General features: G+C 35.4%; 22 protein-coding genes, 1 tRNA gene and 7 pseudogenes. 20 read left to right on the top strand and 10 right to left on the bottom strand.

The features are described 5' to 3' along the window. The first annotated feature begins 3 nt into the window (after positions 1-3). The 7 genes and pseudogenes from argB to ACE38O_RS02720 all read left to right on the top strand — a co-directional run bounded on the left by argB (position 4) and on the right by ACE38O_RS02720 (position 8064). Positions 4-915, top strand: a complete 912-nt coding sequence (argB, locus tag ACE38O_RS02690) for an acetylglutamate kinase (protein WP_374699068.1) — start codon at positions 4-6, stop codon at positions 913-915. Positions 916-1427: 512 nt separating this feature from the next. After that, complete coding sequence (locus tag ACE38O_RS02695; RefSeq protein ID WP_374698425.1) at positions 1428-1553, top strand: hypothetical protein; 126 nt, start codon at positions 1428-1430, stop codon at positions 1551-1553. 315 nt (positions 1554-1868) lie between these two features. Next, positions 1869-3584, top strand: coding sequence for an ABC transporter ATP-binding protein (locus ACE38O_RS02700; protein ID WP_374699003.1), 1716 nt, complete (start codon positions 1869-1871; stop codon positions 3582-3584). Positions 3585-4001: 417 nt separating this feature from the next. After that, positions 4002-5090 (top strand): annotated as a pseudogene (locus tag ACE38O_RS02705) (IS481 family transposase). A 3-nt stretch (positions 5091-5093) separates the two neighbouring features. Further along, a complete protein-coding gene (locus tag ACE38O_RS02710) occupies positions 5094-6404 on the top strand; it encodes an ankyrin repeat domain-containing protein (protein WP_374699004.1) in 1311 nt (436 codons plus the stop codon). 133 nt (positions 6405-6537) lie between these two features. Next, positions 6538-7692, top strand: coding sequence for a multidrug effflux MFS transporter (locus tag ACE38O_RS02715; protein WP_374699069.1), 1155 nt, complete (start codon positions 6538-6540; stop codon positions 7690-7692). 78 nt (positions 7693-7770) lie between these two features. Continuing rightward, a complete protein-coding gene (locus ACE38O_RS02720; protein WP_374699005.1) occupies positions 7771-8064 on the top strand; it encodes a hypothetical protein in 294 nt (97 codons plus the stop codon). Positions 8065-8074: 10 nt separating this feature from the next. Here the strand turns inward: ACE38O_RS02720 and ACE38O_RS02725 are convergent. Next, positions 8075-9163, bottom strand: a pseudogene (locus ACE38O_RS02725) (IS481 family transposase). A 110-nt stretch (positions 9164-9273) separates the two neighbouring features. Here ACE38O_RS02725 and ACE38O_RS02730 point away from each other — a divergent pair. After that, positions 9274-9489 carry a hypothetical protein gene (locus tag ACE38O_RS02730; protein ID WP_374699006.1) on the top strand — a complete coding sequence of 72 codons (216 nt, stop codon included), beginning with the start codon at positions 9274-9276 and terminating at the stop codon, positions 9487-9489. A 436-nt stretch (positions 9490-9925) separates the two neighbouring features. On the opposite strand, the gene tkt is transcribed toward ACE38O_RS02730, so the two are convergent. Further along, complete coding sequence (tkt, locus tag ACE38O_RS02735) at positions 9926-11905, bottom strand: transketolase (RefSeq protein WP_374699007.1); 1980 nt, start codon at positions 11903-11905, stop codon at positions 9926-9928. Positions 11906-12010: 105 nt separating this feature from the next. On the opposite strand from tkt, the gene rpsD reads away from it, so the two are divergent. From rpsD to ACE38O_RS02780, 9 genes are all read left to right on the top strand, one after another. Next, positions 12011-12625 (top strand): 30S ribosomal protein S4, encoded by a 615-nt coding sequence (gene rpsD / locus ACE38O_RS02740; RefSeq protein ID WP_096616967.1) that lies wholly within the window; start codon positions 12011-12013, stop codon positions 12623-12625. Positions 12626-12636: 11 nt separating this feature from the next. Next, positions 12637-12723, top strand: a tRNA-Leu gene (locus ACE38O_RS02745). A 30-nt stretch (positions 12724-12753) separates the two neighbouring features. Beyond that, positions 12754-12969: a Fe-S cluster assembly protein IscX gene (gene iscX / locus ACE38O_RS02750; protein WP_374699008.1), complete on the top strand. Its 216-nt coding sequence runs from the start codon at positions 12754-12756 to the stop codon at positions 12967-12969. Positions 12970-13400: 431 nt separating this feature from the next. After that, positions 13401-13712: a hypothetical protein gene (locus tag ACE38O_RS02755; protein WP_374699009.1), complete on the top strand. Its 312-nt coding sequence runs from the start codon at positions 13401-13403 to the stop codon at positions 13710-13712. Positions 13713-13719: 7 nt separating this feature from the next. After that, the gene (locus ACE38O_RS02760) at positions 13720-14061 is read left to right on the top strand and encodes a DUF721 domain-containing protein (protein WP_064125521.1); all 342 of its coding nucleotides are present in this window, start codon (positions 13720-13722) and stop codon (positions 14059-14061) included. A gap of 37 nt (positions 14062-14098) precedes the next feature. Then, the gene (gene rpmB / locus ACE38O_RS02765) at positions 14099-14413 is read left to right on the top strand and encodes a 50S ribosomal protein L28 (RefSeq protein WP_006279619.1); all 315 of its coding nucleotides are present in this window, start codon (positions 14099-14101) and stop codon (positions 14411-14413) included. Beyond that, a complete protein-coding gene (gene lipA / locus ACE38O_RS02770) occupies positions 14406-15269 on the top strand; it encodes a lipoyl synthase (RefSeq protein ID WP_374699010.1) in 864 nt (287 codons plus the stop codon). The genes rpmB and lipA overlap by 8 nt, the downstream gene beginning before the upstream one ends. A gap of 60 nt (positions 15270-15329) precedes the next feature. Next, positions 15330-16046, top strand: coding sequence for a bifunctional demethylmenaquinone methyltransferase/2-methoxy-6-polyprenyl-1,4-benzoquinol methylase UbiE (gene ubiE / locus ACE38O_RS02775; protein ID WP_374699011.1), 717 nt, complete (start codon positions 15330-15332; stop codon positions 16044-16046). Further along, positions 16043-17149, top strand: coding sequence for an FtsW/RodA/SpoVE family cell cycle protein (locus ACE38O_RS02780; protein ID WP_374699012.1), 1107 nt, complete (start codon positions 16043-16045; stop codon positions 17147-17149). The genes ubiE and ACE38O_RS02780 overlap by 4 nt, the downstream gene beginning before the upstream one ends. 194 nt (positions 17150-17343) lie before the next feature. Here the strand turns inward: ACE38O_RS02780 and ACE38O_RS02785 are convergent, their stop codons facing one another. Next, positions 17344-17955, bottom strand: coding sequence for an Rpn family recombination-promoting nuclease/putative transposase (locus tag ACE38O_RS02785; protein ID WP_374699013.1), 612 nt, complete (start codon positions 17953-17955; stop codon positions 17344-17346). Positions 17956-18010: 55 nt separating this feature from the next. Here ACE38O_RS02785 and ACE38O_RS02790 point away from each other — a divergent pair. Together ACE38O_RS02790 and ACE38O_RS02795 are read left to right on the top strand one after the other, a co-directional pair. Then, a pseudogene (locus tag ACE38O_RS02790) lies at positions 18011-18505 on the top strand (integrase core domain-containing protein); the annotation flags it as partial. 177 nt (positions 18506-18682) lie between these two features. Beyond that, positions 18683-18877, top strand: a pseudogene (locus ACE38O_RS02795) (PD-(D/E)XK nuclease family transposase); the annotation flags it as partial. Here ACE38O_RS02795 and ACE38O_RS02800 read toward each other — a convergent pair. The 5 genes and pseudogenes from ACE38O_RS02800 to ACE38O_RS02820 all read right to left on the bottom strand — a co-directional run. Further along, positions 18877-19464 (bottom strand): annotated as a pseudogene (locus ACE38O_RS02800) (helix-turn-helix domain-containing protein); the annotation flags it as partial. The pseudogenes ACE38O_RS02795 and ACE38O_RS02800 sit on opposite strands and share 1 nt — an antisense overlap. A gap of 65 nt (positions 19465-19529) precedes the next feature. Then, positions 19530-19934 carry an ankyrin repeat domain-containing protein gene (locus tag ACE38O_RS02805; protein WP_374699070.1) on the bottom strand — a complete coding sequence of 135 codons (405 nt, stop codon included), beginning with the start codon at positions 19932-19934 and terminating at the stop codon, positions 19530-19532. Next, positions 19931-20101 (bottom strand): hypothetical protein, encoded by a 171-nt coding sequence (locus ACE38O_RS02810; protein ID WP_374699014.1) that lies wholly within the window; start codon positions 20099-20101, stop codon positions 19931-19933. The genes ACE38O_RS02805 and ACE38O_RS02810 overlap by 4 nt, the downstream gene beginning before the upstream one ends. 55 nt (positions 20102-20156) lie before the next feature. Further along, positions 20157-21863 carry an arginine--tRNA ligase gene (argS, locus tag ACE38O_RS02815; protein WP_374699015.1) on the bottom strand — a complete coding sequence of 569 codons (1707 nt, stop codon included), beginning with the start codon at positions 21861-21863 and terminating at the stop codon, positions 20157-20159. Positions 21864-22101: 238 nt separating this feature from the next. Beyond that, positions 22102-22863: pseudogene (locus tag ACE38O_RS02820) on the bottom strand (integrase core domain-containing protein); the annotation flags it as partial. Positions 22864-22973: 110 nt separating this feature from the next. Between ACE38O_RS02820 and ACE38O_RS02825 the strand changes: the two are divergent. Then, positions 22974-24062 (top strand): annotated as a pseudogene (locus ACE38O_RS02825) (IS481 family transposase). Positions 24063-24130: 68 nt separating this feature from the next. Here ACE38O_RS02825 and ACE38O_RS02830 read toward each other — a convergent pair. Together ACE38O_RS02830 and ACE38O_RS02835 are read right to left on the bottom strand one after the other, a co-directional pair. Beyond that, positions 24131-24886 carry a hypothetical protein gene (locus ACE38O_RS02830; RefSeq protein ID WP_374699016.1) on the bottom strand — a complete coding sequence of 252 codons (756 nt, stop codon included), beginning with the start codon at positions 24884-24886 and terminating at the stop codon, positions 24131-24133. Positions 24887-25383: 497 nt separating this feature from the next. Beyond that, positions 25384-26070 carry an ankyrin repeat domain-containing protein gene (locus ACE38O_RS02835; protein WP_374699017.1) on the bottom strand — a complete coding sequence of 229 codons (687 nt, stop codon included), beginning with the start codon at positions 26068-26070 and terminating at the stop codon, positions 25384-25386. Positions 26071-26130 lie beyond the last annotated feature (60 nt).

A 26130-nucleotide genomic window follows, 5' to 3' on the forward strand; every position in this document is an offset into this window, starting at 1 on the left:
GGAATGAAGAGCAGTGAATTTTTAAGGGATGAGGTATTATTTAAACAAAAAGCAGAAATATTAATTGAAGTGTTATCTAATATACCTAGCTTTGTGGGCGAAACTTTTGTTATCAAATGTGGCGGCATAACGATCTCAGATGAAATACTATTTAATACTTTTGTGCATAATGTTGTCTTATTGAAACAGCTTGGTATAAATCCGGTGATAGTTCATGACGGAGAATATGAAATTAACTCGGTGTTAAAAATGCTGGGTATGGACAGTAAGTTTGTGAATGGTATCAGACTTACAGACAAAGACACTATGAAAATCATTGAAATGGCGCTATGTGGTTCAATTAATAAAAAAATTGTTCAGCATATAAATTCTGCTGGTGGTTCAGCTATTGGATTATGTGGAAAAGACGGCAACTTAATAAAAGCTGAAAAGATAAGCACTACGCTTAAGGAAGACAGATCAAATAACATCGAAAAAATACTAGACATGGGATTCATCGGTAGGCCCACTGAAATCAATCCTGATATATTATTTTTTATTGAAGAATCAGATTTTATACCAGTTATTGCACCAATTGGTCATGGAAAAAATGGGGAAACATATCATATTGATGCTGATAGTGCTGCAAGCGCAATTGCAATTGCAGTTTCTGCATCTAAAATGATAACCTTTAGCGATACAGGTGAAGAAATAGATAAAATTGGTGGCAGGAAGATATCTGTTAAAAATTTAAATGCATCGATTGATTGTGGCAAAATTCAAGGAGAAAAATTTATTGGAAGGCTTATGGCATATACTAAAATGGTAGAGGAATGTGCTGGAGTTGTTCACATAGTTGATGGTAGAATACCTAACATTATGCTTGATTTATTTACTGAGAATAATTCAAGCATATCAATTGTGAGTGATTTATAACTAGACAACTACACGAATAGACTTCTTGCATAACCATATGACGAACTTTTCTTGGGAATAGAAACGAAAAAACTTCCTTGACAAACTCCGCCAGCCCCCTTATCATGAAACTGAAGGTATTCAGTTATCTTCATCTATGCAGATTAAACAGCAAGAAAACAACGTAGTTGGCGTCTTATTTTTAATTTTTTGCACTATGTGCACCTTATGTCTTCACAACATTTCTGGGTTTTTACCTATATAAGCTGAAACGCGCTTATAAGTCGTTTAAGACAGTATAGTACGCCAATTTGCAGGATTAGAGAGTGAACACTAATTACCACGGGGTTTCTTTTGCCTTTTTTTCTGCCTAGTAAATTTCTTAAACATTTTAGCTAAGGTTAGTTGCACTTAAAAGCAGCTAAATTGCAGTGTTTAAGACTTAAAAAACGCCAAATACTGAAAATAGACAATGACCAGGGCTTCTTTTGCCTTTTTTTTCGTTTGGTAAATTTCTTAATATTTATAGCAACATGAACAAACATTTGAGAGTAACTTCCGCTAGTAGGGTGTCATCCCAGTGCGTGACACTGGGATCTAGCCTTTATTATTTGGTTGAAATTAAGTCTTCTGGATCCCAGTGTCACGCACTGGGATGACAGGAGAAGGAGGCTACTTGCATGACATCATTCTTTTTCCTGGATCCAAGTAGTCTGGGCACTGGGATGACAAAGAAATAGGCACTGGGATGACGAGAAAGGAGTACTGGGATGACACCTACGCACGCTCACTTTGTCATTCCAGCGTGTGACCAGAAAAAACATAGACCCCAAGTGTCAGCTACTTGAACAACATCACTTTGCTTAAAAATTGCAACGTTTGTACACGGTATGACGTTAGCTATTGTGCTACACCTTTCCCCTTTCCCCTGAAACTAAAATCTATATACTTAACTTTAGAAACTTCAAAATACGATGCGATCTAATATTAGAGAGTTATTTTGCTATATAAAGCCTAATCTATTTTATTTCATCATAGCTTTTATTGCAGTTTTATTTTCAGCCTTAACGATCCTCCTCTTTGGCAGAGGCTTAAGCAATATAATTGATTCTGGCACAGAGCACGATTTTACTACCAAACTATTAGTTGCAATACTTATAGTTTTAGCCATTTCTCTCACTGCATTTACTCGGTTATATTTCATTGGCATTGGCAGCGAGAAAGTTATCGCAAGAATCAGATATGACTTATATAGCAGTATCACTGACTTGCAACCAAGTTTCTTTGAGAACACAGGCGTACAAGATGTTATCTCAGCACTCATTACTGATACCTCTGCGCTGCAATCAATAATAAATAGCAGCCTACTCACCATATTGCGAAATTTTGTAATATTAATTGGCAGTGTTGCCATGTTATTATATACAAATATACAACTAACTGCGTATGCAGCTGCAATAATACCTATACTACTCATTATCATGACCTCACTTGGAAAAAAAGTGCGCAATTATGCACGCTTTGCTCAAGATAAATTAAGTGAGCTTGCATCACTTAGTGAGGAAAATTTTCGGTCTATCGTAACCATCAAATCGTTTGTACTCGAAGAAAACGAAAAAATCCGTTTTAAGGAACATTTAAACTCAGTATCAAAATCATACGTAAAATTAGTACTCCTGCGTGCTATTTTAGTAACTCTAGTTATCACGTGTGTGATAGGTTCACTAGTTGTTTTGCTCTTCTTCGGTATTAAAGAAGTCTTAAGCAATAATATAACTATTGGAGAACTCTCCTCATTTGTGTTTTATTCAGCGCTTGCGGCAGGAGCTATAAATAATTTGAGCGATAATATCAGTGATTTACAACGAGGTCTTGGAATAGTAGAGCGTTTATTTGAATTTAAAAATATAAAAAGCTCTATAGCAGATGCCAATGATCCTATAAAAATTTGTAGTGTTCAAAAAGGAATTTCGTTTAATGGCGTGACATTTTTTTATGAATCTCAGTCTGATAAGCCAGCGTTAAATAACGTATCATTTTCTATAGAGGCAGGTCAAGCAGTGTCAATTGTTGGACCATCTGGCAGTGGTAAAAGCACCATTTTAAAACTTCTGCTCCGTTTTCATGATCCAAGCAGAGGCAGCATTACTATCGATGGGCACAATATTAAGTCAATTGCGTTAAATGACCTCAGATCGTTGTTTGGCTTAGTGCCACAAGATAACATAATATTCTCTTGCTCAATAATGGAAAATATACTATATGGTAAACCAGATGCTGAATATGAAGAGGTGAAGCAAGCAGCTATCAGCGCTTATGCGATGGAATTTATTTATAAGCTGCCTGATAAATTTGATACATTTGTAGGAAAAAGAGGATTAAAACTTTCTGAAGGGCAAAAACAACGTATTATAATAGCAAGAGCCATACTCAAAAACCCTCAGGTCTTAATACTGGATGAAGCAACTTCTGCCCTTGATTATAAAAGTGAGAACTTCGTGCAAAAAGCATTGAGCAAGTTAATGCAAAACAGAACAACGATCGTAATTACACACAGACTATCAACCGCGCTCAAAACTGACAAGATTATAGTAATTAATCATGGAAAAGTAGAAGAAGTAGGAACTCATGACTCTCTAATGAGTAAAGACGGGCTATATGCAAAACTGGCGAAGATACAGTGGAATTGAAAGAAAATTTAAATCATACCGTTAGTTGGTATGCTAGATTTATAATTAAAGTTATTAAATTTTTAATCATTTTGATTTATAATAATCTCATAGTATTTTTTTAAGGATTATTATGTTTTCTCATTACAATAATTTACCAAAACTACCATGTACAGCTTCTAACTTGCCAGTACCAACTTTACCAGTGTGTACGCCTTATACGCCTGCACAGGGGCCTTATGCTATTAATCCATGTACAGCTTCTAACTTGCCAGTACCAACTTTACCAGTGTATACGCCTTATACGCCTGCACAGGGACCTTATGCTATTAATCCATGTCATAACTATTTTGATACGTATCATATGTATTAAATAGGACTTGATCTGACACTTAAAATAAGTAAGTTATAAAATAATAAAAGAAAGGAGTGTTAGAAATGAGTACAATACAAACAAAAATACTAAAACCAAAGCTAGGGTTATTAGAGCTAGCAAAACAACTAGGAAATGTATCTCAAGCATGCAAAGTGATGGGATACTCAAGAGATACATTTTATCGGTTTAAGGAGTTATATGAAAATGGAGGAGAGGAAGCATTACATGAAATAAGTAAGAAAAAACCGCTATTAGCGAACAGAGTTTCCGACGATATAGAAAGAGCAGTGATTGGTATAGCAACAGAATTTCCAGCATATGGGCAAGAAAGAGCTGCAAATGAACTGAGAAAAAGAGGTATAATAATTTCTCAGGGAGGAGTAAGGTCTGTATGGCTAAGAAATGACCTTGAAACTCTCAAAAAGAGACTTAAAGCGCTAGAGACAAAAGTAGCTTAAGAAGGAATCATTTTAACTGAAGAACAACTTACAGCTTTAGAAAAAGTTAAAGAACAAAGGGAAGCTCATGGTGAAATTGAGACACAACATCCAGGTTATTTGGGTTCTCAAGATACCTATTATGTGGGCAATATCAAAGGTATAGGGCTAATTTATCAGCAGACTTTTGTTGATACTTATTCGAGAGTTGCAATGGTTAAACTTTACACGGACAGAACAGCTATTACAGCTGCAGACCTCCTCAACGATAGAGTTATTCCATTTTTTGATGAGCAGAAAATTCCATTATTACGCATTCTAACTGATAGGGGTACAGAGTATTGTGGCAAGCCAGAAAATCACGCTTATCAGTTATATTTGGGAATCGAAAATATCGATCATTCTAGAACCAAAGCCAACTCTCCACAAACCAATGGCATATGTGAAAGATTTCATAGAACCATGCAAGATGAGTGTTACAATATTATCTTTAGAAAGAAAATCTACAATTCTTTGGAAGATCTACAGATTGATGTTGATTATTGGTTGCGTTCTTATAATGAGACAAGGCCTCACTCGGGTAAGTATTGCTATGGCAAAACACCTATGCAAACGTTTTTTGATAGTAAATATATTGCTTTTCAGAAAAACATTAGTAGCATTAAACAAGAGCCTGATATTAGTTTTGACTACCTCAATTCTTCTGTCAGTTAATTCTTGTCTGTCACATTAAATCTTGTCTTTTACAAAAGATGTAGCTATAAAGATGTAGCTATAACGATAGCAGATGAATTACAAGAATATAACACAAGAAGATCAAATGAAATCAATGAATGCCGTCAATCTATTTGCCACAAAATGCAGCTGCTGAATTACGATCACAATAGAGAGATACAGTCATTGAATAAAGATTATAACAGAAAGATAAATTTGCTAAAACACAAGTCCGATAATGAGTTATTACAGGAACTGTGTAATAATGTTAATAACGGTAAACTGGAATATAATACACCCGATTACGATTGGGAATATAGGCAATATAGTGATAGTCTAAAATATAATGAAGCAAAATTTGATATAGAATTCAAGAAATATGAGGATGAGCTCAAAAAATCAGAGCAGGAACGTCATAGTATAAAACACATGATGCATGAATATGATCAGTGGAAAAAATGCAGGTTCGATATAAATTATGTTTTTAAAGATAGCTCAAAAGAATTTACATTACTACATTTCGCTGCAAATTTTGGAGATATAAATGTTACAAAATTACTGTTAGAAGAAGGAGCAGATATTGATATAAAAGATCAAAATGAAAATACTCTCCTGCACTTAGCTGCTTCCAATGGTCATACAGACATAGTAAAACTTCTGATGGAAAAAGGATCAGACCTTAGTGTAGTAAATAAAGAAGGAAATACTTCCCTGCACTTAGCTGCTTCCAATGGTCATACAGACATAGTAAAACTTCTGATGGAAAAAGGATCAGATCTGAGTTCAATGAATAAGGATGGAGATACTCCTTTAAGTACTGCTTTCTATAACAATCACACAAAAATAGTTAAGTGCCTAATGGAAGAAGAGCCAAAAATGAAAGAAGTCGTAGAGCGTTTAGTGAGATGTGTAGTAGAAAGCAAGACGCACAAGTTACTAAAAGGTAGTACTTCCTTACACCTAGCTGCTATTTACGACTGTACAGAAATAGTAGAATCTTTACTGGAAAAAGGGAAAAATCCTTTATCGAAGGATATTGATGGTAAGACTCCAAGAGAGTTAGCTACAGACGAAAATTTGGTACAGATTTTTAGGGTTGCAGAAATAAAACAACAAGGATATGATGCGACCAAGTGGGGTATTGTTAGTGGTGGATCAACAGCAGCACTTGGTGCAACTGTAGCGGCAACGCTCTTTGCAACAGTATTTACAGTTGGATTTCTGCCTATAGTGGGAGCAGTTGCTGCAATTACAACATCTGCGTTAGCAATTGGTGGAGCGACATATATGGTTTTGAAGCCCAATACTGAATAAACTCCTTTTCTCGAATAGCTACTTTTAATTTCAGTAATATACTAATGAAAAAAATATATTATAATTAAATATATTTAGTCCAGTAAATCATTAAGTGAAAACAGCTCTTTCGCAAAATATCATCTCTCTTATTATGATATTGTCTGTAGCAATTGTCGATATGGCAACTGACCTATACTCAGTTGCACTACCAAGCATTGCCAATTATTTTAAAGTAGAAGGCAGTGTAGTGCAGCTTACAATTAGCTTGAATCTAGTTGGAGTTGCAGTATCTGGATTAATTTATGGTCCATTATCGGACCATTATGGTAGGCGTCCAATGATGCTGATTGGTATGACAATTTTTACTTTGGCAAGTGTCATGTGTTATATAGCCGACAGTATTATGCTCTTGATACTAATTCGCTTCATACAAGGAGCAGGGGCTGGTGTTGCAGGTGTTGTTGGGTATGCAGCAATAAGGGATATGTACTCGGGTAGTGAATACTCGAGAGTAATTTCAAAGTTAAATATGGTTGTGGCACTCTCACCTGGAATAGCTCCAGTGGTGGGCAGTTATATAATTTCACATGGTTATCATTGGAAATTTTTGTTTTTTATTATATCACTTGCAGCAATTGCTATGCTTATTCTTATTTACTTTAAGTTACAAGAAACACTCACTGTAAATAAAAATGAAACCAGTATAACTACTAATATCTTCAAGCAATATATATCAATATTTATAAATTATCGTTTCCTTGGGTTTTCAGCCATTCATGGATTAACTTTCATGTGGCTTTGGGCATATGTTGCTAACTACCCTTTCATATTTGAATCAATGGGCATTGAAGTACAGTATTTTGGCTACCTCATATCGATCATAGTCATATTTTACATAATTGGAACTTTAATTAATAGAAGGTATGTACCAAAAGTAGGGGTTAGCAAAATGCTAATAATAGGTTTGGTGTTACCGATAATATCCGATAGTTTATTGGTATATTTTTATTTCGCGGACAAGTTAAATATATTAATTCTTCAAGTTGCCTGGATTCCAGCCAATATCGGACTTGCATTAATAATAAGCAATAACGTAACTTCTGCTTTAGAAACAATCAAAGGTATAGGGCTTGGTAGTGCAGTCCTCTCATTCTGCAATATGATGTTTGGGGCTATCGGAATATATATAGTAGGAAAATTTTTTCGCTATGGTATTTTACCAAATTTACTATTAACAATAATATGCTCTACAATTGCGATTCTTATGTACAGCCTGCTCAAATATAATGAAAAACACGAAGAATAACCATTATCTGCGTAACCCAGAGCTCATGAATTATTAACGATTTTGCCGTGATAATGTAATTTTGCATGGAGGTGTGGGATGAGTAATATAAGTATTACAGAAGAAGGAAAACACTATGATGAAAATGAATATTTTTCTGGTAGCCAAATATTAAACCATGATTACCAAGATAATCTAGGTTCCATTTTTATAAACTCTCATTGCTCTCTAAATGGGGGTGAAAGAACGAATTTAGCTAACAATATTTATCAGGTTAGAAAAATCTTTTCAGAACACACTGATAATAACATCTCTAGTGTGTGGATCGGTGTTTTTGATATTGAAAAGCTTGATACTGACGAGTTCAAATGTAAAAGACAAGATTTAATGTGACAGACAAGAATTAACTGACAGAAGAATTGAGGTAGTCAAAACTAATATCAGGCTCTTGTTTAATGCTACTAATGTTTTTCTGAAAAGCAATATATTTACTATCAAAAAACGTTTGCATAGGTGTTTTGCCATAGCAATACTTACCCGAGTGAGGCCTTGTCTCATTATAAGAACGCAACCAATAATCAACATCAATCTGTAGATCTTCCAAAGAATTGTAGATTTTCTTTCTAAAGATAATATTGTAACACTCATCTTGCATGGTTCTATGAAATCTTTCACATATGCCATTGGTTTGTGGAGAGTTGGCTTTGGTTCTAGAATGATCGATATTTTCGATTCCCAAATATAACTGATAAGCGTGATTTTCTGGCTTGCCACAATACTCTGTACCCCTATCAGTTAGAATGCGTAATAATGGAATTTTCTGCTCATCAAAAAATGGAATAACTCTATCGTTGAGGAGGTCTGCAGCTGTAATAGCTGTTCTGTCCGTGTAAAGTTTAACCATTGCAACTCTCGAATAAGTATCAACAAAAGTCTGCTGATAAATTAGCCCTATACCTTTGATATTGCCCACATAATAGGTATCTTGAGAACCCAAATAACCTGGATGTTGTGTCTCAATTTCACCATGAGCTTCCCTTTGTTCTTTAACTTTTTCTAAAGCTGTAAGTTGTTCTTCAGTTAAAATGATTCCTTCTTAAGCTACTTTTGTCTCTAGCGCTTTAAGTCTCTTTTTGAGAGTTTCAAGGTCATTTCTTAGCCATACAGACCTTACTCCTCCCTGAGAAATTATTATACCTCTTTTTCTCAGTTCATTTGCAGCTCTTTCTTGCCCATATGCTGGAAATTCTGTTGCTATACCAATCACTGCTCTTTCTATATCGTCGGAAACTCTGTTCGCTAATAGCGGTTTTTTCTTACTTATTTCATGTAATGCTTCCTCTCCTCCATTTTCATATAACTCCTTAAACCGATAAAATGTATCTCTTGAGTATCCCATCACTTTGCATGCTTGAGATACATTTCCTAGTTGTTTTGCTAGCTCTAATAACCCTAGCTTTGGTTTTAGTATTTTTGTTTGTATTGTACTCATTTCTAACACTCCTTTCTTTTATTATTTTATAACTTACTTATTTTAAGTGTCAGATCAAGTCCTATTTAATACAGCTAAAGGTTTACTAGATTCCAGCGTCACGCACTGGAATGACATCCTCTCTAAGTAGCCTCCTTTTCCTGTCATCCCAGTACCTCCTTCTGTCATCCCAGTGCCCTTATAATGTCATCCCAGTGCGTGACACTGGGATCTCATTTCACCTTATGAGGGTGTCATCCCAGTACTGGGATGACACCCTACTTAACCGTCATACCGCGGCGGTATCTCAGCCGCTAACAAGCAGCGGGATGACGGTTGTCGTTTAACTATAAATATTAAAAAACTTACCAAATGAAAAAAAAGGCAAAAGAAGCCCTGGTCATTGTCTATTTTCAGTATTGGCGTTTTTTAAGCCTTAAACGCTGCAATTTAGCTGCTTTTAAGTGCAACTAACCTTAGCTTGAATGTTTAAGAAATTTACTAAGCAGAAAAAAAGGCAAAGAAATCCCGTGGTAATTAGTGTTCACTCTCTAATCCTGCAAATTGGCGTTCTATACTGTCTTAAACGACTTATAAGCGCGTTTCAGCTTATATAGGTAAAAACCCAGAAATGTTGTGAAGACATAAGGTGCACATAGTGCAAAAAATTAAAAATAAGACGCCAACTACGTTGTTTTTTTGCTGTTTAATCTGCACAGATGAAGATAACTGAATACCTTCACTGTTATGATAAGGGGGCTGGCAAAATGTGTCAAGTAGTTTCTATTGAATATGTGCAGTGGAATGATAAAATTCACACACACATTTTACTACATGATCGACGTTGATATTAAAATGCTCATAAAGTGTTTTATAAGGTGCTGATTCTCCGAAGCTTTTCATGCCAATAAATATACCGTTTGAACCTATATATTTATGCCAACCCATTTCACTTCCGGCTTCAATTGCAACTTTAATGCTGTCATTATTTAATATTGTCGCTTTATATTCATCACTTTGCTCGTCAAAAAGCCTCCAGCATGGCATAGAAACAACCCTTGTACCTATGTCTTTTTCCTGCAATTTCTCCCTTGCTTCAACTGCAATTTCAACCTCGGACCCCGTAGCAAATATTGTCACTTTTAATTCTTTTGAACATTCACACAAAACATATGCACCAAACTTCGATAGATTAGCAGATTGATCGATGTCAAGTTTGCGCACATAATTAACATTCTGCCTTGAGAGTGCAAACAGTGCTGGGGATTCTTTTTTTTCGAGTGCAATGCTAACACACTCTAGAGTTTCAACTGCATCTGCTGGCCTAAAAACATATAGATTTGGTATAGCGCGCAAAGAAGCTAAATGCTCTATTGGTTGGTGAGTTGGACCATCTTCTCCCACTCCAATTGAGTCATGAGTCATGACATATATGACCTGCTGTTTCATCAAAGCTGAAAGGCGTATAGCAGGACGACAGTAGTCAGAAAATACCAAAAAAGTGCCACCATAAGGAAGAATCGCGCCGTGAAGAGCCATACCATTCATACAAGCTGCCATAGCGTGCTCTCTCACTCCATAGTGGACATAAGAACCACTATAATTATTACTATCTATTACCTGCATGTGCTTATATTTAGTGCAATTTGACCCAGTAAGATCAGCAGAACCGCCGATTAATCCCGGCATATGTTGTGTTAAAAGTTCCATTACCATGCCGAAAGAAGAACGTGTAGCTTCGTTTGGCATTAGCTCACATATTTGTTTCTTTAGACCACCCAAAACACTATCGATATTATCCGGCAAACGCTTACCGAGTCTTCTTTGCAATTCCTCATTTTCACTGGTCAAGCACTGGAATGACAATGAATTGTAATTTTGTTTTGCTCTCTCAACAGTTTTCTTCCAGGCGTTTTTCACATCTTCTGGTACATGAAATGGTTCATAATTCCAGTTTAATTTCTCTCTCATCTGTTTGATGTCTTCCTCCGAAAAAGCACCACTGTGAGCAGAGGATGTGCCAGCACGGCTTGAAAATTTTCCGATAATAGTTTTGCAGCAGATCATTGTAGGTTTATCAGATTTTTTTGCTTGCTCTATTGCAAGGGATATGGCATCAAAATCATGGCCATCAATTTTGTCAACATTCCATCCATACGCTAAGAAGCGTTTCTCTACATCATCAGAGCAGGAAAGGCAAGTAGCGCCATCTATAGAGATATCATTATCATCAAAAAGGGCTATTAATTTATTCAATTTAAGATGCCCAGCAAGTGATGCTGCTTCATGGCTTATTCCTTCCATAAGACAGCCATCCCCTAGCATTACGTAAGTGTAGTGATTGATTCTGAATTGCTTTTTAAGGATTGATTCAGCAAGTGCCATGCCAACAGCAGCGGCAAACCCCTGACCGAGCGGGCCTGTTGTTGCCTCTACCCCGGGAATCAAGCCAAACTCTGGATGACCTGGGGTCTTGGATCCCATTTGCCTGAAGTTTTTTAGCTCATCTATGCTAATATAACCTGTCAAATATAATATTGAGTATAGTAACATTGACCCATGACCGTTTGATAAAACAAAGCGATCTCTATTGAACCATTTAGAATCATCAGGATTATGATTCAGGTATTTAGCAAACAAAACAGTTGCAACATCTGCCATGCCAAGTGGCATACCTGGGTGTCCAGAGTTTGCTTTTTGTACTGCATCAATTGATAAAAAACGGATGGCGTTTGCCATAGATTCCAAAGATAGATGATTCATAGAAAAACTTAAAAATAAAGTATAAAAGATTATACCAGCAAAAACAAGTTGACACTGAGTGCTAAAATCCTTAATAATCTAAAGTTAAATCTTGAGAGTTTTTATATGACAACTGTTATCACTAGAAAGTATAGGATTAGCCGTAGACTTGGTGTAAATTTATGGGGTAGAGCTAAAGACCCAGTAAACAAAAGGAAATACCCTCCAGGTCAACATGGTATTCTTGGATTCAAGAAGTTATCCGACTTTGGTAAGCAGTTTGCTGCGCATAAGAAATTTAAGTTTTACTATGCGATTTCAAGTAAGCAGCTCAGACGTACATTTTTAGATGCTTATAACAGAAGGGGTTATACGGCTGATAATTTTATCGGTATTTTAGAATCAAGGCTCAGTTCTGTTTTATACCACTCTAGTCTTGTGCCAACAATTTATGCAGCGAAGCAGCTCATATCTCATAAGCACGTTACAGTTAATGATAAGGTGGTCAACATATCGAGTTATCGAGTGAAACCAGGTGATATAATAAAAATAAGAGAAAGGGCAGCAAAAATCCCTGTAGTAGTAGAAGCTGAACAAAAACAAGAGCGCAAGGCCCCGGATTATTTAGAGACAGATAGTAAAGAGCATTCAGTGAAGTATTTGAGGTCACCTCAATATTCTGAGGTTCCTTATTCAGCAGACATGGAAGTCAATTTAGTAGTAGAGTTTTACTCTAGATAGATAAAAAAAAAGCCCGTGTGGCGGAATCGGTAGACGCAGCGGACTTAAAATCCGTGGGTTTTGCGACCTTGGGAGTTCAAGTCTCCCCATGGGCACCAATTTAACTTAGCAGATAAATACAAAAAAGTATGAAATGGCTTGATATAGAAGATATTGTAGAAGCTCTAGAGGAAAAATTTCCAGATGAGAATATAATGAATATCAGATTCACTGAGCTTAAAAAAAAGGTTTTGAGTTTAGAGGAATTTGATGATGACGAAAAACGCTGTAACGAAAAAATACTCGAAGCTATTCAAGCAGCTTGGATTGAGGAAAGATCAGCAATCAACCATACACAAATATAGTTTCTATTGCAATTTGCATATTGATTATGCTATTTTTATCTGGCAAGTTAATAATAATTTAACCAATTATAATTAAAAACAACTAGAAGGTTAATTAAAACAAAAATTTTTGAATGGAACGACTTACTTAACAAGTGCTACGTTGAAATAAGCTTTGCATAAAAAATACTGCTTTTACGGTATGAGGCTAGAGGGTAGAGTTGTCGTTAAAGCAGCTACAATCCCAGTTGTAACACTGGGATTGACAAACAATTGTACTCTATGTCAAAGTTATAGAATGATAAAAATTGATTTTTGAGGTTATTGTGTTTAGATTATATCAATATTGCATACATTCTAGATTACTAAATATTTGTTTAATGTTGTCTATAACTGTGTTACTAACCGGTTGCTTTGCAACAATGTTTTCCGGTTCTACACAAGCAATTCAAATGAAAGTAGTAGATGATAATGGTGACTTGATAGAAAAAGTTAGATGCATCGTACATGACCCATCTGGAATGAGCCATTCTATCACATCTAATCCTGGGGTAGTGGTTATTCAGCGAGGTTCGGGATCATTGTTTGTTGACTGTAAAAAAGCAGGTTATAAACAATTAAATGTGATGGTAGGTGAAAGTTTTAATAAGGTTGTTTTATTAAACCTACTGTGGTTGCCTGGTTTTGTTATTGACACAGTTACTGGAGCTTATAAACAATATCCATCACACTATGTTGTAACCATGGAAGAGTCTGGTTCATAGCAGAAAAATGCTTAAACACAGCGGGCCAAAGAAGTTAAAATCTATAATTGAAAATTACGCATTAAAATGCATGAAAAATAAGATTAGCAAAAATGAAATACGTCTGATTTTAAACTGGCGAAATATAGTAGGGAAAGAAATAGCAGAGTGTACAAAACCGAAAAAGATCTCATATGCACAGAATATAAATTCGGGTGTATTGCATCTAGTAGTAACAAATGGCAGTAAAGCATTAGAAATTCAGCATATGATTTCTCTTATAATAGAAAAAATTACGATATTTTTTGGCTACAAAGCAGTATATGGTATAAAAATTAAGCAAGAGAGTATTGACTATTTGACTATATAAGGTAATCTAAGTACATAGAATAATTTGGTATATTGAAGTGAGTAGAGTTTGTGAATTAACAAATAGAAAAAAATCTTTTGGTAATAAGGTATCACATTCGAATCGTAAAACAAAGCGTACCTTTCTTTTAAATTTACATAAGGTTACGTTGACAAGTGATATATTGAATAAAAAGTTTAGATTTCGTGTAGCAACAAGAACTTTGAGAACTATAGATTACAAAGGTGATTTAGATGCTTTTTTGCTTAACACAAGAACGATTAAACTAAGTGAGAAAGCGCAGAAGATAAAAAGAAGGTTGAAAAAAGTTTTAGTAAAGCAAGAGGTAGAGTTAGCCGTTTCAGATGCATAGTAAGCCTCCATGGCTCAGAGCAAAAGCTCCAACTGGTAAAGTATTCAATGAAACCTTAAACACCGTTAAACTGCATAACTTACATACGGTATGTGAAGAAGCTGCATGTCCAAATATTGGTGAATGTTGGAATAAACGTCATGCTACTGTGATGATTCTTGGTTCTGTTTGTACTCGTGCTTGTGCATTTTGCAACGTTGCAACTGGCATTCCTGATAAACTAGACCCTCATGAGCCAGAAAATTTAGCAAAAGCGACAAAAAAGTTAAACTTAAAACATGTTGTCATTACTTCTGTTGATCGTGATGATTTACCAGATGGTGGCGCAAATCAGTTTATACAGTGCATAGAAGAAATTAGAAAGATAACTTCAGAAACAACAATAGAGATTTTAACTCCTGATTTTTTAAATAAGAAAGGAGCATTTGAAGCAATTGCTGTTGCATCACCTGATGTCTATAACCACAATATTGAAACAGTGCCGAGATTGTATGCAAAAATAAGACCACGAGCTCGCTATTTTCATTCACTATATTTGTTGAAGATGGTAAAGCAGATTAATCCTAAAGTTTTCACAAAGTCAGGGCTTATGGTTGGTCTTGGAGAAACAAAAGAGGAAATACTTCAGGTTATGGACGATTTGCGCAGTGCTGAGGTTGATTTTATTACAATTGGTCAATATCTACAACCAACTCCAAAACATGCAAAACTTGATAGGTATGTTACCCCAGAGGAATTTGAGCATTATAAATACGTTGCTTACTCCAAAGGTTTCTTAGTGGTTGCATCAAGCCCACTAACTCGGTCATCATACCACGCTGAAGAAGATTTCAATAGGCTCAAGGCCTGTCGTTGACATTTGTGTTAATTCAAATTAATTTTTACTAATTATAAAGGAGTTGAGCGACTTTACGTAATGTCTACTATAAAAATCGAGAAGAAATCACAATTAGTTAAAGAGGTATTCGATTCCGTGGCAAGTCGCTACGACACCATGAATGATATAATGAGCCTCGGAATGCACAGATTATGGAAAGATAAGATGGTAAATAGTGTGCATTTTACAAAAAACTCTAAGATTTTAGATGTTGCTGGAGGAACTGGAGATATAGCAATAAGAATAGTAAGAAAAGAGCCAAGTGCTAAGGTTACAGTATGTGACATAAATCAAAATATGCTAAGCAGAGGACGTGATAAAGCTATAAATTCAAACCAAATTAATTTTGATTGGGTATGTGCGAATGCAGAAAGTTTACCATTTGAAGACTCTGAATTTGATTATTGCACAATAGCTTTTGGCATTCGAAACGTTTCTGACCGCAAGAAGGCTTTAAGTGAGGCGCACAGGGTATTAAAACCACATGGGAAATTTATCTGCTTAGAATTTGCCCCTATGCACTATCAAAATGAGATGTTTACCAAACTTTATGACTTATATTCATTTAAAGTAATTCCTAAAATTGGCAGCATAGTTGCTAAAGACAGGAGTTCTTATGAATATTTAGTGAAGAGCATTAGAGAGTTTCCAACTAAGGCTGATTTTAAAATGGAAATTGAAGAGGTAGGCTTTAAGAATGTTGAGTTTCATAATATGAGCTATGGAATAGTGGCATTACACATTGGAACAAAATGAATATTAAATTCTGGTATAGAACGCTGGATTATTATCTCATCCTTCCAGTGTTTTTTTTGCTCACTATAAGCTTCATTCTTGTTTATTCAGCAAGCCCTGTAATTGCGCAGCGTCTTTCTTTACCACAAGATTATTTTATACGGCGCCATACAATTTATATAGTCCTGTCACTAATTACCCTGGTGACATTTTCTTTTCTCAACACAAGAACTATACTTAACCTCTCATTCGCAGGTTTCATTTTATTTACTATTCTAGTGGCAGTCGTGATAATACTTGGTATAGAGGTAAAAGGTGCGAAACGATGGTTACATATTGTCAAAATTTCAGTTCAACCATCTGAGTTCGTAAGGCCATTTTTTTCTGTTGTTATAGCTAGTATCTTAGCCAGCGGAATGAAGTTTAAAATGCACATATCAATCATAATATTTCTGTTAGTTTTTGTGTTGTTACTTTTGCAACCTGATTTCAGTATGTCCATGCTTTTAACATATTCTTTTATTGGTCAAATGTTTATTGCATGTATACCACTTTTATACTTTCTATGCATAATAGGAATGGCCACAACTGGAACTACAATAGCTTACTTATGCCTCCCACATATAAAGCAAAGGATTTACAATTTTGTCTTTTTTACGCAGCGCGATAACTTTCAAGTCACAAAATCATTAGAAGCATTCAAAAGAGGTCAATTAACTGGAGTTGGACCTGGTGAAGGTAGCGTAAAAACCTCTCTTCCTGATTGTCATACAGATTTTGTGTTTTCTGTTTTAGCAGAAGAATTTGGTTTGATTACGTGCTTAGCCACATTGATGTTATTTGGCATCATTTCTGCCCGCTTGCTTTACGTTGCATATAGGGAAAATGAATTATTCAATCTATTGGTGATTCTCGGTATCTCAATTCAATTCATCACACAATTCATAATAAACACAGGGGTAACATTGAGTGTTTTTCCCACCACCGGCATAACCCTGCCACTACTTAGCTATGGTGGTTCTTCTCTTTTATCTTCGAGCATCGCACTTGGCATAATGCTGTCTTTCAGTAGAAATCAAGCTATCGCATTAAAGTTTCGTGAGCGTGTTATGCTTGTGGACTAGTGGTCACCCGCTCACAACTATTATTGGTATCCCTCCAAAATGGGTATCTGTTCAGATGAGTGGCAAGAGATATTATGAAATCTGAAAGAGTTATGTGGAAATTTTTCAGAAAATATTCCACTGACATGCTGAACAACAAATACATCACTATGTCGTTTATCGCAAAAACTTATATTTTTCGTAACCATTCACACTTAATTCTGCAATTCTTTCATGGAAAGACCAGTAGTTTGAGCTATGATATCAATAGAAACCCCTGCTTTAAGTAGATTTTTTGCAACTTCAATTTCCCTTTCTTTTCTACCTTCCTCTTTAGCAAGATCAAGTCTGTATTCAAGAATGGCTTCTTCTTTGCGCAGATCCATTATTCTTTCTTCATAAGCTACTAGATCTTTTTCATTCCAGTGAAACTTATCTAATTCATCATATGCTAGCTTTATTATTGGTGATTTTTCTGCAATTTTTCTGAGATCTTCGTCCGTTGTTTCATCTGCATATTTGAAAAAAAATAGCCAACGGTCTACTACACTTTCTAGTTGTTCTTCTCTACTCTTAGGAAATTTTGGCAGCTCTATGAAGATAAATTGAAAATCTTTTAAGTCATGCTCATTGGTTTTCTCATCTCTTATGGTATGGCTAGATATATAGTCAAGCTTATCAGAAAATAAGGTGCAATTTGAAATCGCGATAAAGAAAATCTTCTTTAAATCAACGTATTTACCAGATTTATCAGCTTGTCTTGAGTAAGCCTTAGCAGCATAAAGTTGTGCACGTTTTTCAAAGCCTTTATCACGAGTGAGCTGCATCTCAATTATATACCTGTTCCCACTAGAATCCCTGCAAAGAACATCAACAATGGTTAAACTTTACACGGACAGAACAGCTATTACAGCTGCAGACCTCCTCAACGATAGAGTTATTCCATTTTTTGATGAGCAGAAAATTCCATTATTACGCATTCTAACTGATAGGGGTACAGAGTATTGTGGCAAGCCAGAAAATCACGCTTATCAGTTATATTTGGGAATCGAAAATATCGATCATTCTAGAACCAAAGCCAACTCTCCACAAACCAATGGCATATGTGAAAGATTTCATAGAACCATGCAAGATGAGTGTTACAATATTATCTTTAGAAAGAAAATCTACAATTCTTTGGAAGATCTACAGATTGATGTTGATTATTGGTTGCGTTCTTATAATGAGACAAGGCCTCACTCGGGTAAGTATTGCTATGGCAAAACACCTATGCAAACGTTTTTTGATAGTAAATATATTGCTTTTCAGAAAAACATTAGTAGCATTAAACAAGAGCCTGATATTAGTTTTGACTACCTCAATTCTTCTGTCAGTTAATTCTTGTCTGTCACATTAAATCTTGTCTTTTACACGGCTACTTGGATGACAGCTAGCCTGACAACCGTCATCCCGCTACGTGTTAGCGGCCGCGGCGGTATAGCTATACTTAAAAATATGGTTGAATAGTTGTTAATAATAGTGTATAATTATTAATCTTTTCTCAGTATTTTTACTATGGCTCTTTCTAAATTTCTCGATCCAAAGTTAGATTTAACATTTAAGAAAATCTTTGGCACTGAAAAAAATAAGAATATTCTTATCCACTTTTTGAACGATATTTTAGGATGTACTGAAGTCAATACTATACAAGAAGTAGAATTCTTAAGCACCATTATGGACCCTGAAATTGCTTCTGATAAACAAAGCATTGCAACTCTCGAATAAGTATCAACAAAAGTCTGCTGATAAATTAGCCCTATACCTTTGATATTGCCCACATAATAGGTATCTTGAGAACCCAAATAACCTGGATGTTGTGTCTCAATTTCACCATGAGCTTCCCTTTGTTCTTTAACTTTTTCTAAAGCTGTAAGTTGTTCTTCAGTTAAAATGATTCCTTCTTAAGCTACTTTTGTCTCTAGCGCTTTAAGTCTCTTTTTGAGAGTTTCAAGGTCATTTCTTAGCCATACAGACCTTACTCCTCCCTGAGAAATTATTATACCTCTTTTTCTCAGTTCATTTGCAGCTCTTTCTTGCCCATATGCTGGAAATTCTGTTGCTATACCAATCACTGCTCTTTCTATATCGTCGGAAACTCTGTTCGCTAATAGCGGTTTTTTCTTACTTATTTCATGTAATGCTTCCTCTCCTCCATTTTCATATAACTCCTTAAACCGATAAAATGTATCTCTTGAGTATCCCATCACTTTGCATGCTTGAGATACATTTCCTAGTTGTTTTGCTAGCTCTAATAACCCTAGCTTTGGTTTTAGTATTTTTGTTTGTATTGTACTCATTTCTAACACTCCTTTCTTTTATTATTTTATAACTTACTTATTTTAAGTGTCAGATCAAGTCCTATTTAATACAGATCATTTCTAGTAGCCCAACGTAAAGGAGTCGATCCATCTTGATCTTTTGCATTAACATTTGCCTCTTTTTCTATTAGAGCACTTACTATTTCTTTACAACCTTTTTCAGCAGCCCAATGCAAAGGAGTTTTTTTATTTTTATCTACTGCATCGACTTCTGCATTGCTTTGTAATAGAACTTTAACTATCTCTGTATGACCATTTCTAGCAGCCAAATGTAAAGGAGTGTATCCATCTATATCTTTTGCATCAACCTTTGCTCTTTTTGCTATTAGAACTTTTACTGTATCTATATGACCATTTCTAGCAGCATTAAGTAGAGGAGTACTTTTTAAATAACCACTTTCTGCATTAACATCTGCTTCTCTATCTATTAGAGCATTTACTATCTCTATATAACCTTTGTCAGCAGCATCATGTAGGGGAGTATGTTTTCATATTCACCTTTACCTTCTGCCTTTAATTTCCCTTTTATTTTTTCAACTACATTATCTTTATTTAAATCCTTGTCGTCATTAACGGCATTTAATATTTTTTTCCACTCTTCATGTTTAATTGCCATAGCTCTACCTACAAATTTAATAATATTTTAATTATCACATATTATGGCAAAAAAGTCAACTCATTTCTTCCAAAGGCTCTATATTGAAGATAGAAAGTCCAGAAGCGATGAGGTGCGCTAAGGCTTGTACAAGGAACATTCTTGCAGCGGTGAGGTTTAAGTTGTCTTCCAGTATGAACCGCATGTTTAAATCACTCTTGCCATACCCCCATAAAACGTGAAACGCTTCTGCAACTTCAAGTAAGTAGAAAGTAATTCTGTGTGGCTCATAAAGCCTTGCTGCAGTTTCTACTACATCTGGCCACTTTGCTAAGGTTTTTATGAGGAAGACCTCCCCATCGGTCTTTAAAAGTGAAGGGTCTGCTGTTGGGAGCTCTTTTGGAGCATTACGCATTAATGAGTGAGCACGAGCATGCGCATATTGCACGTAAAAAATAGGGTTGTCTTTTGACTGTTCTTTAACTTTAGCAAAATCAAAGTCCAAGACCATATCATTCTTGCGTGTTAACATTATAAAACGAGTTATGTCCTTGCCAACTTCTTTCACTACATCTCTTGCTGTAAGGAAGTTTCCTGATCTTTTGGACATTTTAACAGGTTTACCATTCTCGAAAAAATTCACAATATTATGCAGTTTTACCTCTATTTTTGCTTGATTATTACTCAGCGCAGAGACGACTGCTTTGAGCCTTTTGATATAACCACTATGATCACTACCGACTGCTACTATCATATTATTAAAACCACGTGATATCTTATCAAAATGATAAGCGATATCTGAGGCAAAATAAGTCCAACTGCCGTCCTCTTTCTTCAATGCGCGGTCAACGTCATCACCAAATTTTGTAGAGTGAAATAACATCTCTTTTCTGGGAGTCCAATTTTCACTTTCTTTGCCTTTTGGTTTCTCCAGGTACCCTTCATACACCAAACCCTTGTCAGACAATATCTTTATACTCTCTTCAATTTTGCCACTTTTTTGTAGCTCATACTCTGAAGTAAAAACATCATGACTTACCCCAAGTAAGTTCATGTCTTCCTTTATGAGTTCTAAGATAGAACTTAAAGTATATTCCCTAATCACCTGATTATCTTGCTTTTCTAGAAGCTCCTTGCCATATTTTTTGGCCAGCCCATTCCCTATCGGTTTTAAATATCCACCTGGGTATAAACCTTTTTCGATGCTGATTTTTTCTCCCAGAGCTTCCTTATACCGCAAATATACTGACTTTATTAGTGTATCTATCTGCGCTCCAGCATCATTAATATAGTATTCCTTAGTAACTTTATAACCAACTTTTTTCAATAAATTTGCCAGAACGTCACCAAATACTGCCCCTCTTGCATGACCAATATGCAGTGGACCAGTTGGATTTGCAGATACAAACTCAACATTGATGGCCTGATTGTTCCCTATATCTAGGGTGCCAAACTCTGTTTTCAGCTCATTTATTTGTTTTAAAATTCCATGCCATACTTCTATTTTTAAGTGCATGTTGATGAAACCAGGGCCTGCTATTTCCACTTTTGCAACTTCATCAAAAGGTTTAAATTCTCTTGCTAACATCCCTGCAATCTCGACTGAATTCTTCTTTTCATGCTTTGCAAGCACCATAGCAACATTTGTATAGATATCACCATGTGCTCTATTGCTTGGAGGCTCTACAATAAAATTTGCCGCACTTGTATTTATGACACCCCTTTGCTTCAACTCATTTAATTTGCTGGAAATTAGAGAGGAAACCTGTTTGAAAATGTTCATCAACTAGAAAAACTATGAAAACCTAGAGCAGTATAGCGAATAAGTGGGGCTAGTTGAAGGTTTATCTTATGATTTTCTCTACTCTTTGTTTGGTGTAAGGCGACCTTTTTGGATCAAAGGATCCAGAAAAATTATAGTTTATATTAAGTCGTTGCCGTAATTATAGTGAGGGAAAGCCATACTTTCGCTGTCACTAAAATAATTTGTAAAAGACAAGATTTAATGTGACAGACAAGAATTAACTGACAGAAGAATTGAGGTAGTCAAAACTAATATCAGGCTCTTGTTTAATGCTACTAATGTTTTTCTGAAAAGCAATATATTTACTATCAAAAAACGTTTGCATAGGTGTTTTGCCATAGCAATACTTACCCGAGTGAGGCCTTGTCTCATTATAAGAACGCAACCAATAATCAACATCAATCTGTAGATCTTCCAAAGAATTGTAGATTTTCTTTCTAAAGATAATATTGTAACACTCATCTTGCATGGTTCTATGAAATCTTTCACATATGCCATTGGTTTGTGGAGAGTTGGCTTTGGTTCTAGAATGATCGATATTTTCGATTCCCAAATATAACTGATAAGCGTGATTTTCTGGCTTGCCACAATACTCTGTACCCCTATCAGTTAGAATGCGTAATAATGGAATTTTCTGCTCATCAAAAAATGGAATAACTCTATCGTTGAGGAGGTCTGCAGCTGTAATAGCTGTTCTGTCCGTGTAAAGTTTAACCATTGCAACTCTCGAATAAGTATCAACAAAAGTCTGCTGATAAATTAGCCCTATACCTTTGATATTGCCCACATAATAGGTATCTTGAGAACCCAAATAACCTGGATGTTGTGTCTCAATTTCACCATGAGCTTCCCTTTGTTCTTTAACTTTTTCTAAAGCTGTAAGTTGTTCTTCAGTTAAAATGATTCCTTCTTAAGCTACTTTTGTCTCTAGCGCTTTAAGTCTCTTTTTGAGAGTTTCAAGGTCATTTCTTAGCTGTATTAAATAGGACTTGATCTGACACTTAAAATAAGTAAGTTGTATTAAATAGGACTTGATCTGACACTTAAAATAAGTAAGTTATAAAATAATAAAAGAAAGGAGTGTTAGAAATGAGTACAATACAAACAAAAATACTAAAACCAAAGCTAGGGTTATTAGAGCTAGCAAAACAACTAGGAAATGTATCTCAAGCATGCAAAGTGATGGGATACTCAAGAGATACATTTTATCGGTTTAAGGAGTTATATGAAAATGGAGGAGAGGAAGCATTACATGAAATAAGTAAGAAAAAACCGCTATTAGCGAACAGAGTTTCCGACGATATAGAAAGAGCAGTGATTGGTATAGCAACAGAATTTCCAGCATATGGGCAAGAAAGAGCTGCAAATGAACTGAGAAAAAGAGGTATAATAATTTCTCAGGGAGGAGTAAGGTCTGTATGGCTAAGAAATGACCTTGAAACTCTCAAAAAGAGACTTAAAGCGCTAGAGACAAAAGTAGCTTAAGAAGGAATCATTTTAACTGAAGAACAACTTACAGCTTTAGAAAAAGTTAAAGAACAAAGGGAAGCTCATGGTGAAATTGAGACACAACATCCAGGTTATTTGGGTTCTCAAGATACCTATTATGTGGGCAATATCAAAGGTATAGGGCTAATTTATCAGCAGACTTTTGTTGATACTTATTCGAGAGTTGCAATGGTTAAACTTTACACGGACAGAACAGCTATTACAGCTGCAGACCTCCTCAACGATAGAGTTATTCCATTTTTTGATGAGCAGAAAATTCCATTATTACGCATTCTAACTGATAGGGGTACAGAGTATTGTGGCAAGCCAGAAAATCACGCTTATCAGTTATATTTGGGAATCGAAAATATCGATCATTCTAGAACCAAAGCCAACTCTCCACAAACCAATGGCATATGTGAAAGATTTCATAGAACCATGCAAGATGAGTGTTACAATATTATCTTTAGAAAGAAAATCTACAATTCTTTGGAAGATCTACAGATTGATGTTGATTATTGGTTGCGTTCTTATAATGAGACAAGGCCTCACTCGGGTAAGTATTGCTATGGCAAAACACCTATGCAAACGTTTTTTGATAGTAAATATATTGCTTTTCAGAAAAACATTAGTAGCATTAAACAAGAGCCTGATATTAGTTTTGACTACCTCAATTCTTCTGTCAGTTAATTCTTGTCTGTCACATTAAATCTTGTCTTTTACATATAAAGTGTACCTTTATATTTAAATTGAAACATCTATCCACGGTCTTCATATTCATCTACACCCATCTGCTTGCAAATAGCTTTATAATTTTTTTCCTCCACTTCTCGTCCAATAACATTCGCTATGAGTTCAGTATCTAGAAAATCCAAAGTTTTGACTGTTGCCGATGGTGAAAAACGCAATTGAAATATGTGGCCTAGCTCATGACCTAGAACAAAATCCATGGCACTTTGCTTATATGTCAGAACCTTCTGATAATCTGTTACTCCTCGTATAGTATATCCTAGACCACCATCTTCATCTATGCCGAGAAGATCATTATACTTTGTATAATCGCTTCTATTATTAAAAATGTGAACCGTTATATTGTAACTTGCATTACTATTTTTCAAGCAAAACTTTTCTTTAAATGCTTCATAGGCAGTTTTAATGTCTGTTTCTATTTGGTTTTGTTCCTGCTCAGATAAGTTGTCGTATTTTATAGTACAATTTATATACCCGTATTTAACGGTAAAGCTGTTAGACAAAACATCATGTATATTTGTGGAAAAATAATTGAACTGCTTTGACTCAGCTTCCTTATACAATTGATGCCCATATTTATCACTAGAATACTTTGGCAGTATGGGTACTTCAGCAATCAGTTTTTCGTTATTATCGGAAAAAACAAATTTGCCATTAATCGTGTCAACCTTTGTTATAGATTGCCCGCAAGTACCATCGTTTGCACAATCGTGATGATTTGGGTCAGTCTTCTTATGAAACCATGCGTTGGTGTATTTTTCCATTTTGATACCTCACTACCAAACCTTACTATATTATTATCTTGGTAAAAATCATAATAATTCGTTAACTTGTATTTTAAATCTGTATATCAAGTGTACTTTTCTCATAAAGCGCCAATTGTGAAGCTAATGAATTTTATTTGTTTAAAATTTTGCTGAAATAGCTCTTTTTATACTATGTTTTATATAGCTAAACTGACTTACGACAATTTGAAAAACCGTCGTTCCGCTACTAGTTAGCGGAATCTATACCGCGAATGAATCGCGGTATGACGATTCGTGGCGGTACAACGGTTCGCGGCGGGATGACGTAGGAAAACCTTTCTTGGGTTAGCTATAGTTTGCTATATTATGTGATTTTATTTTTAGCGTTGCTTCTTATATTATGTGATTTTATTTTCCATAATGTATATTATGTAATTTTCAATGCTAATAAAACTATTTCCCAACCTTTCACAATGCCGTGAATAACCCAAATATATGGCCTTGACCGTAATGCTTTATACTGTCTGAGCAGCACTCGCTACTTTGTTTGAGTCTGGTTCATCTAGTTTATTACTAGGTTTTAATACTGCATATGTAATACCACCAGCAACAAGTCCAACTGCCAGCGCAGCAGCTACAGCTATGCCAACTATAGCTAATACTGATAATTGAACACTGGCAACACCACATCCAACACCGATTGCTAATCCAGCTATAACACCAAAAGCAATACCAGTTTTTATTGCTTTAGTGGCTATTTGGTTGTTTTCTTCATCTTTTATTACATTTTCATCCTTAGCTAAGTCTCTTGAAGTTTTGTTGCGAAAACCCTTTATATCAGGATCAGCGCCTGCTTTTAATAGAGCTTCCTTTACCTTTGTTCTGCCAGGTGTATTAACATGATGTAAAGGAGTTCTTCCATATCCATCTTGCACATTAACATTAGCCCCTTTGTCTAATAGAGCTTGTACTACCTTTTCGTCACTACACTGGACTGCTATGTGCAACAATGTTAATTCATTTGTGTTATACCGATCTAACAGGTCGAAGCCAAACTGGTGATTTATGTCAAATTCTTTCTCCTTCCACTTTTGATATGTAACTTCATCTTTTTCTTGTAACCACTTTTTCAGTTGTTCAAGTAAATCACTCCCATCTGAGTGATTTAACACATATCCAAAATCTACTATTTTTAAGATCATAACTACCTCGCAGATATTTATTTTAATTATTACATGTCTCAGCAAAGAAGTCAAGAAACG

The sequence above is a fragment of the Wolbachia endosymbiont (group B) of Limnophora tigrina genome (assembly GCF_964263235.1).
Taxonomy (GTDB): Bacteria; Pseudomonadota; Alphaproteobacteria; order Rickettsiales; family Anaplasmataceae; genus Wolbachia.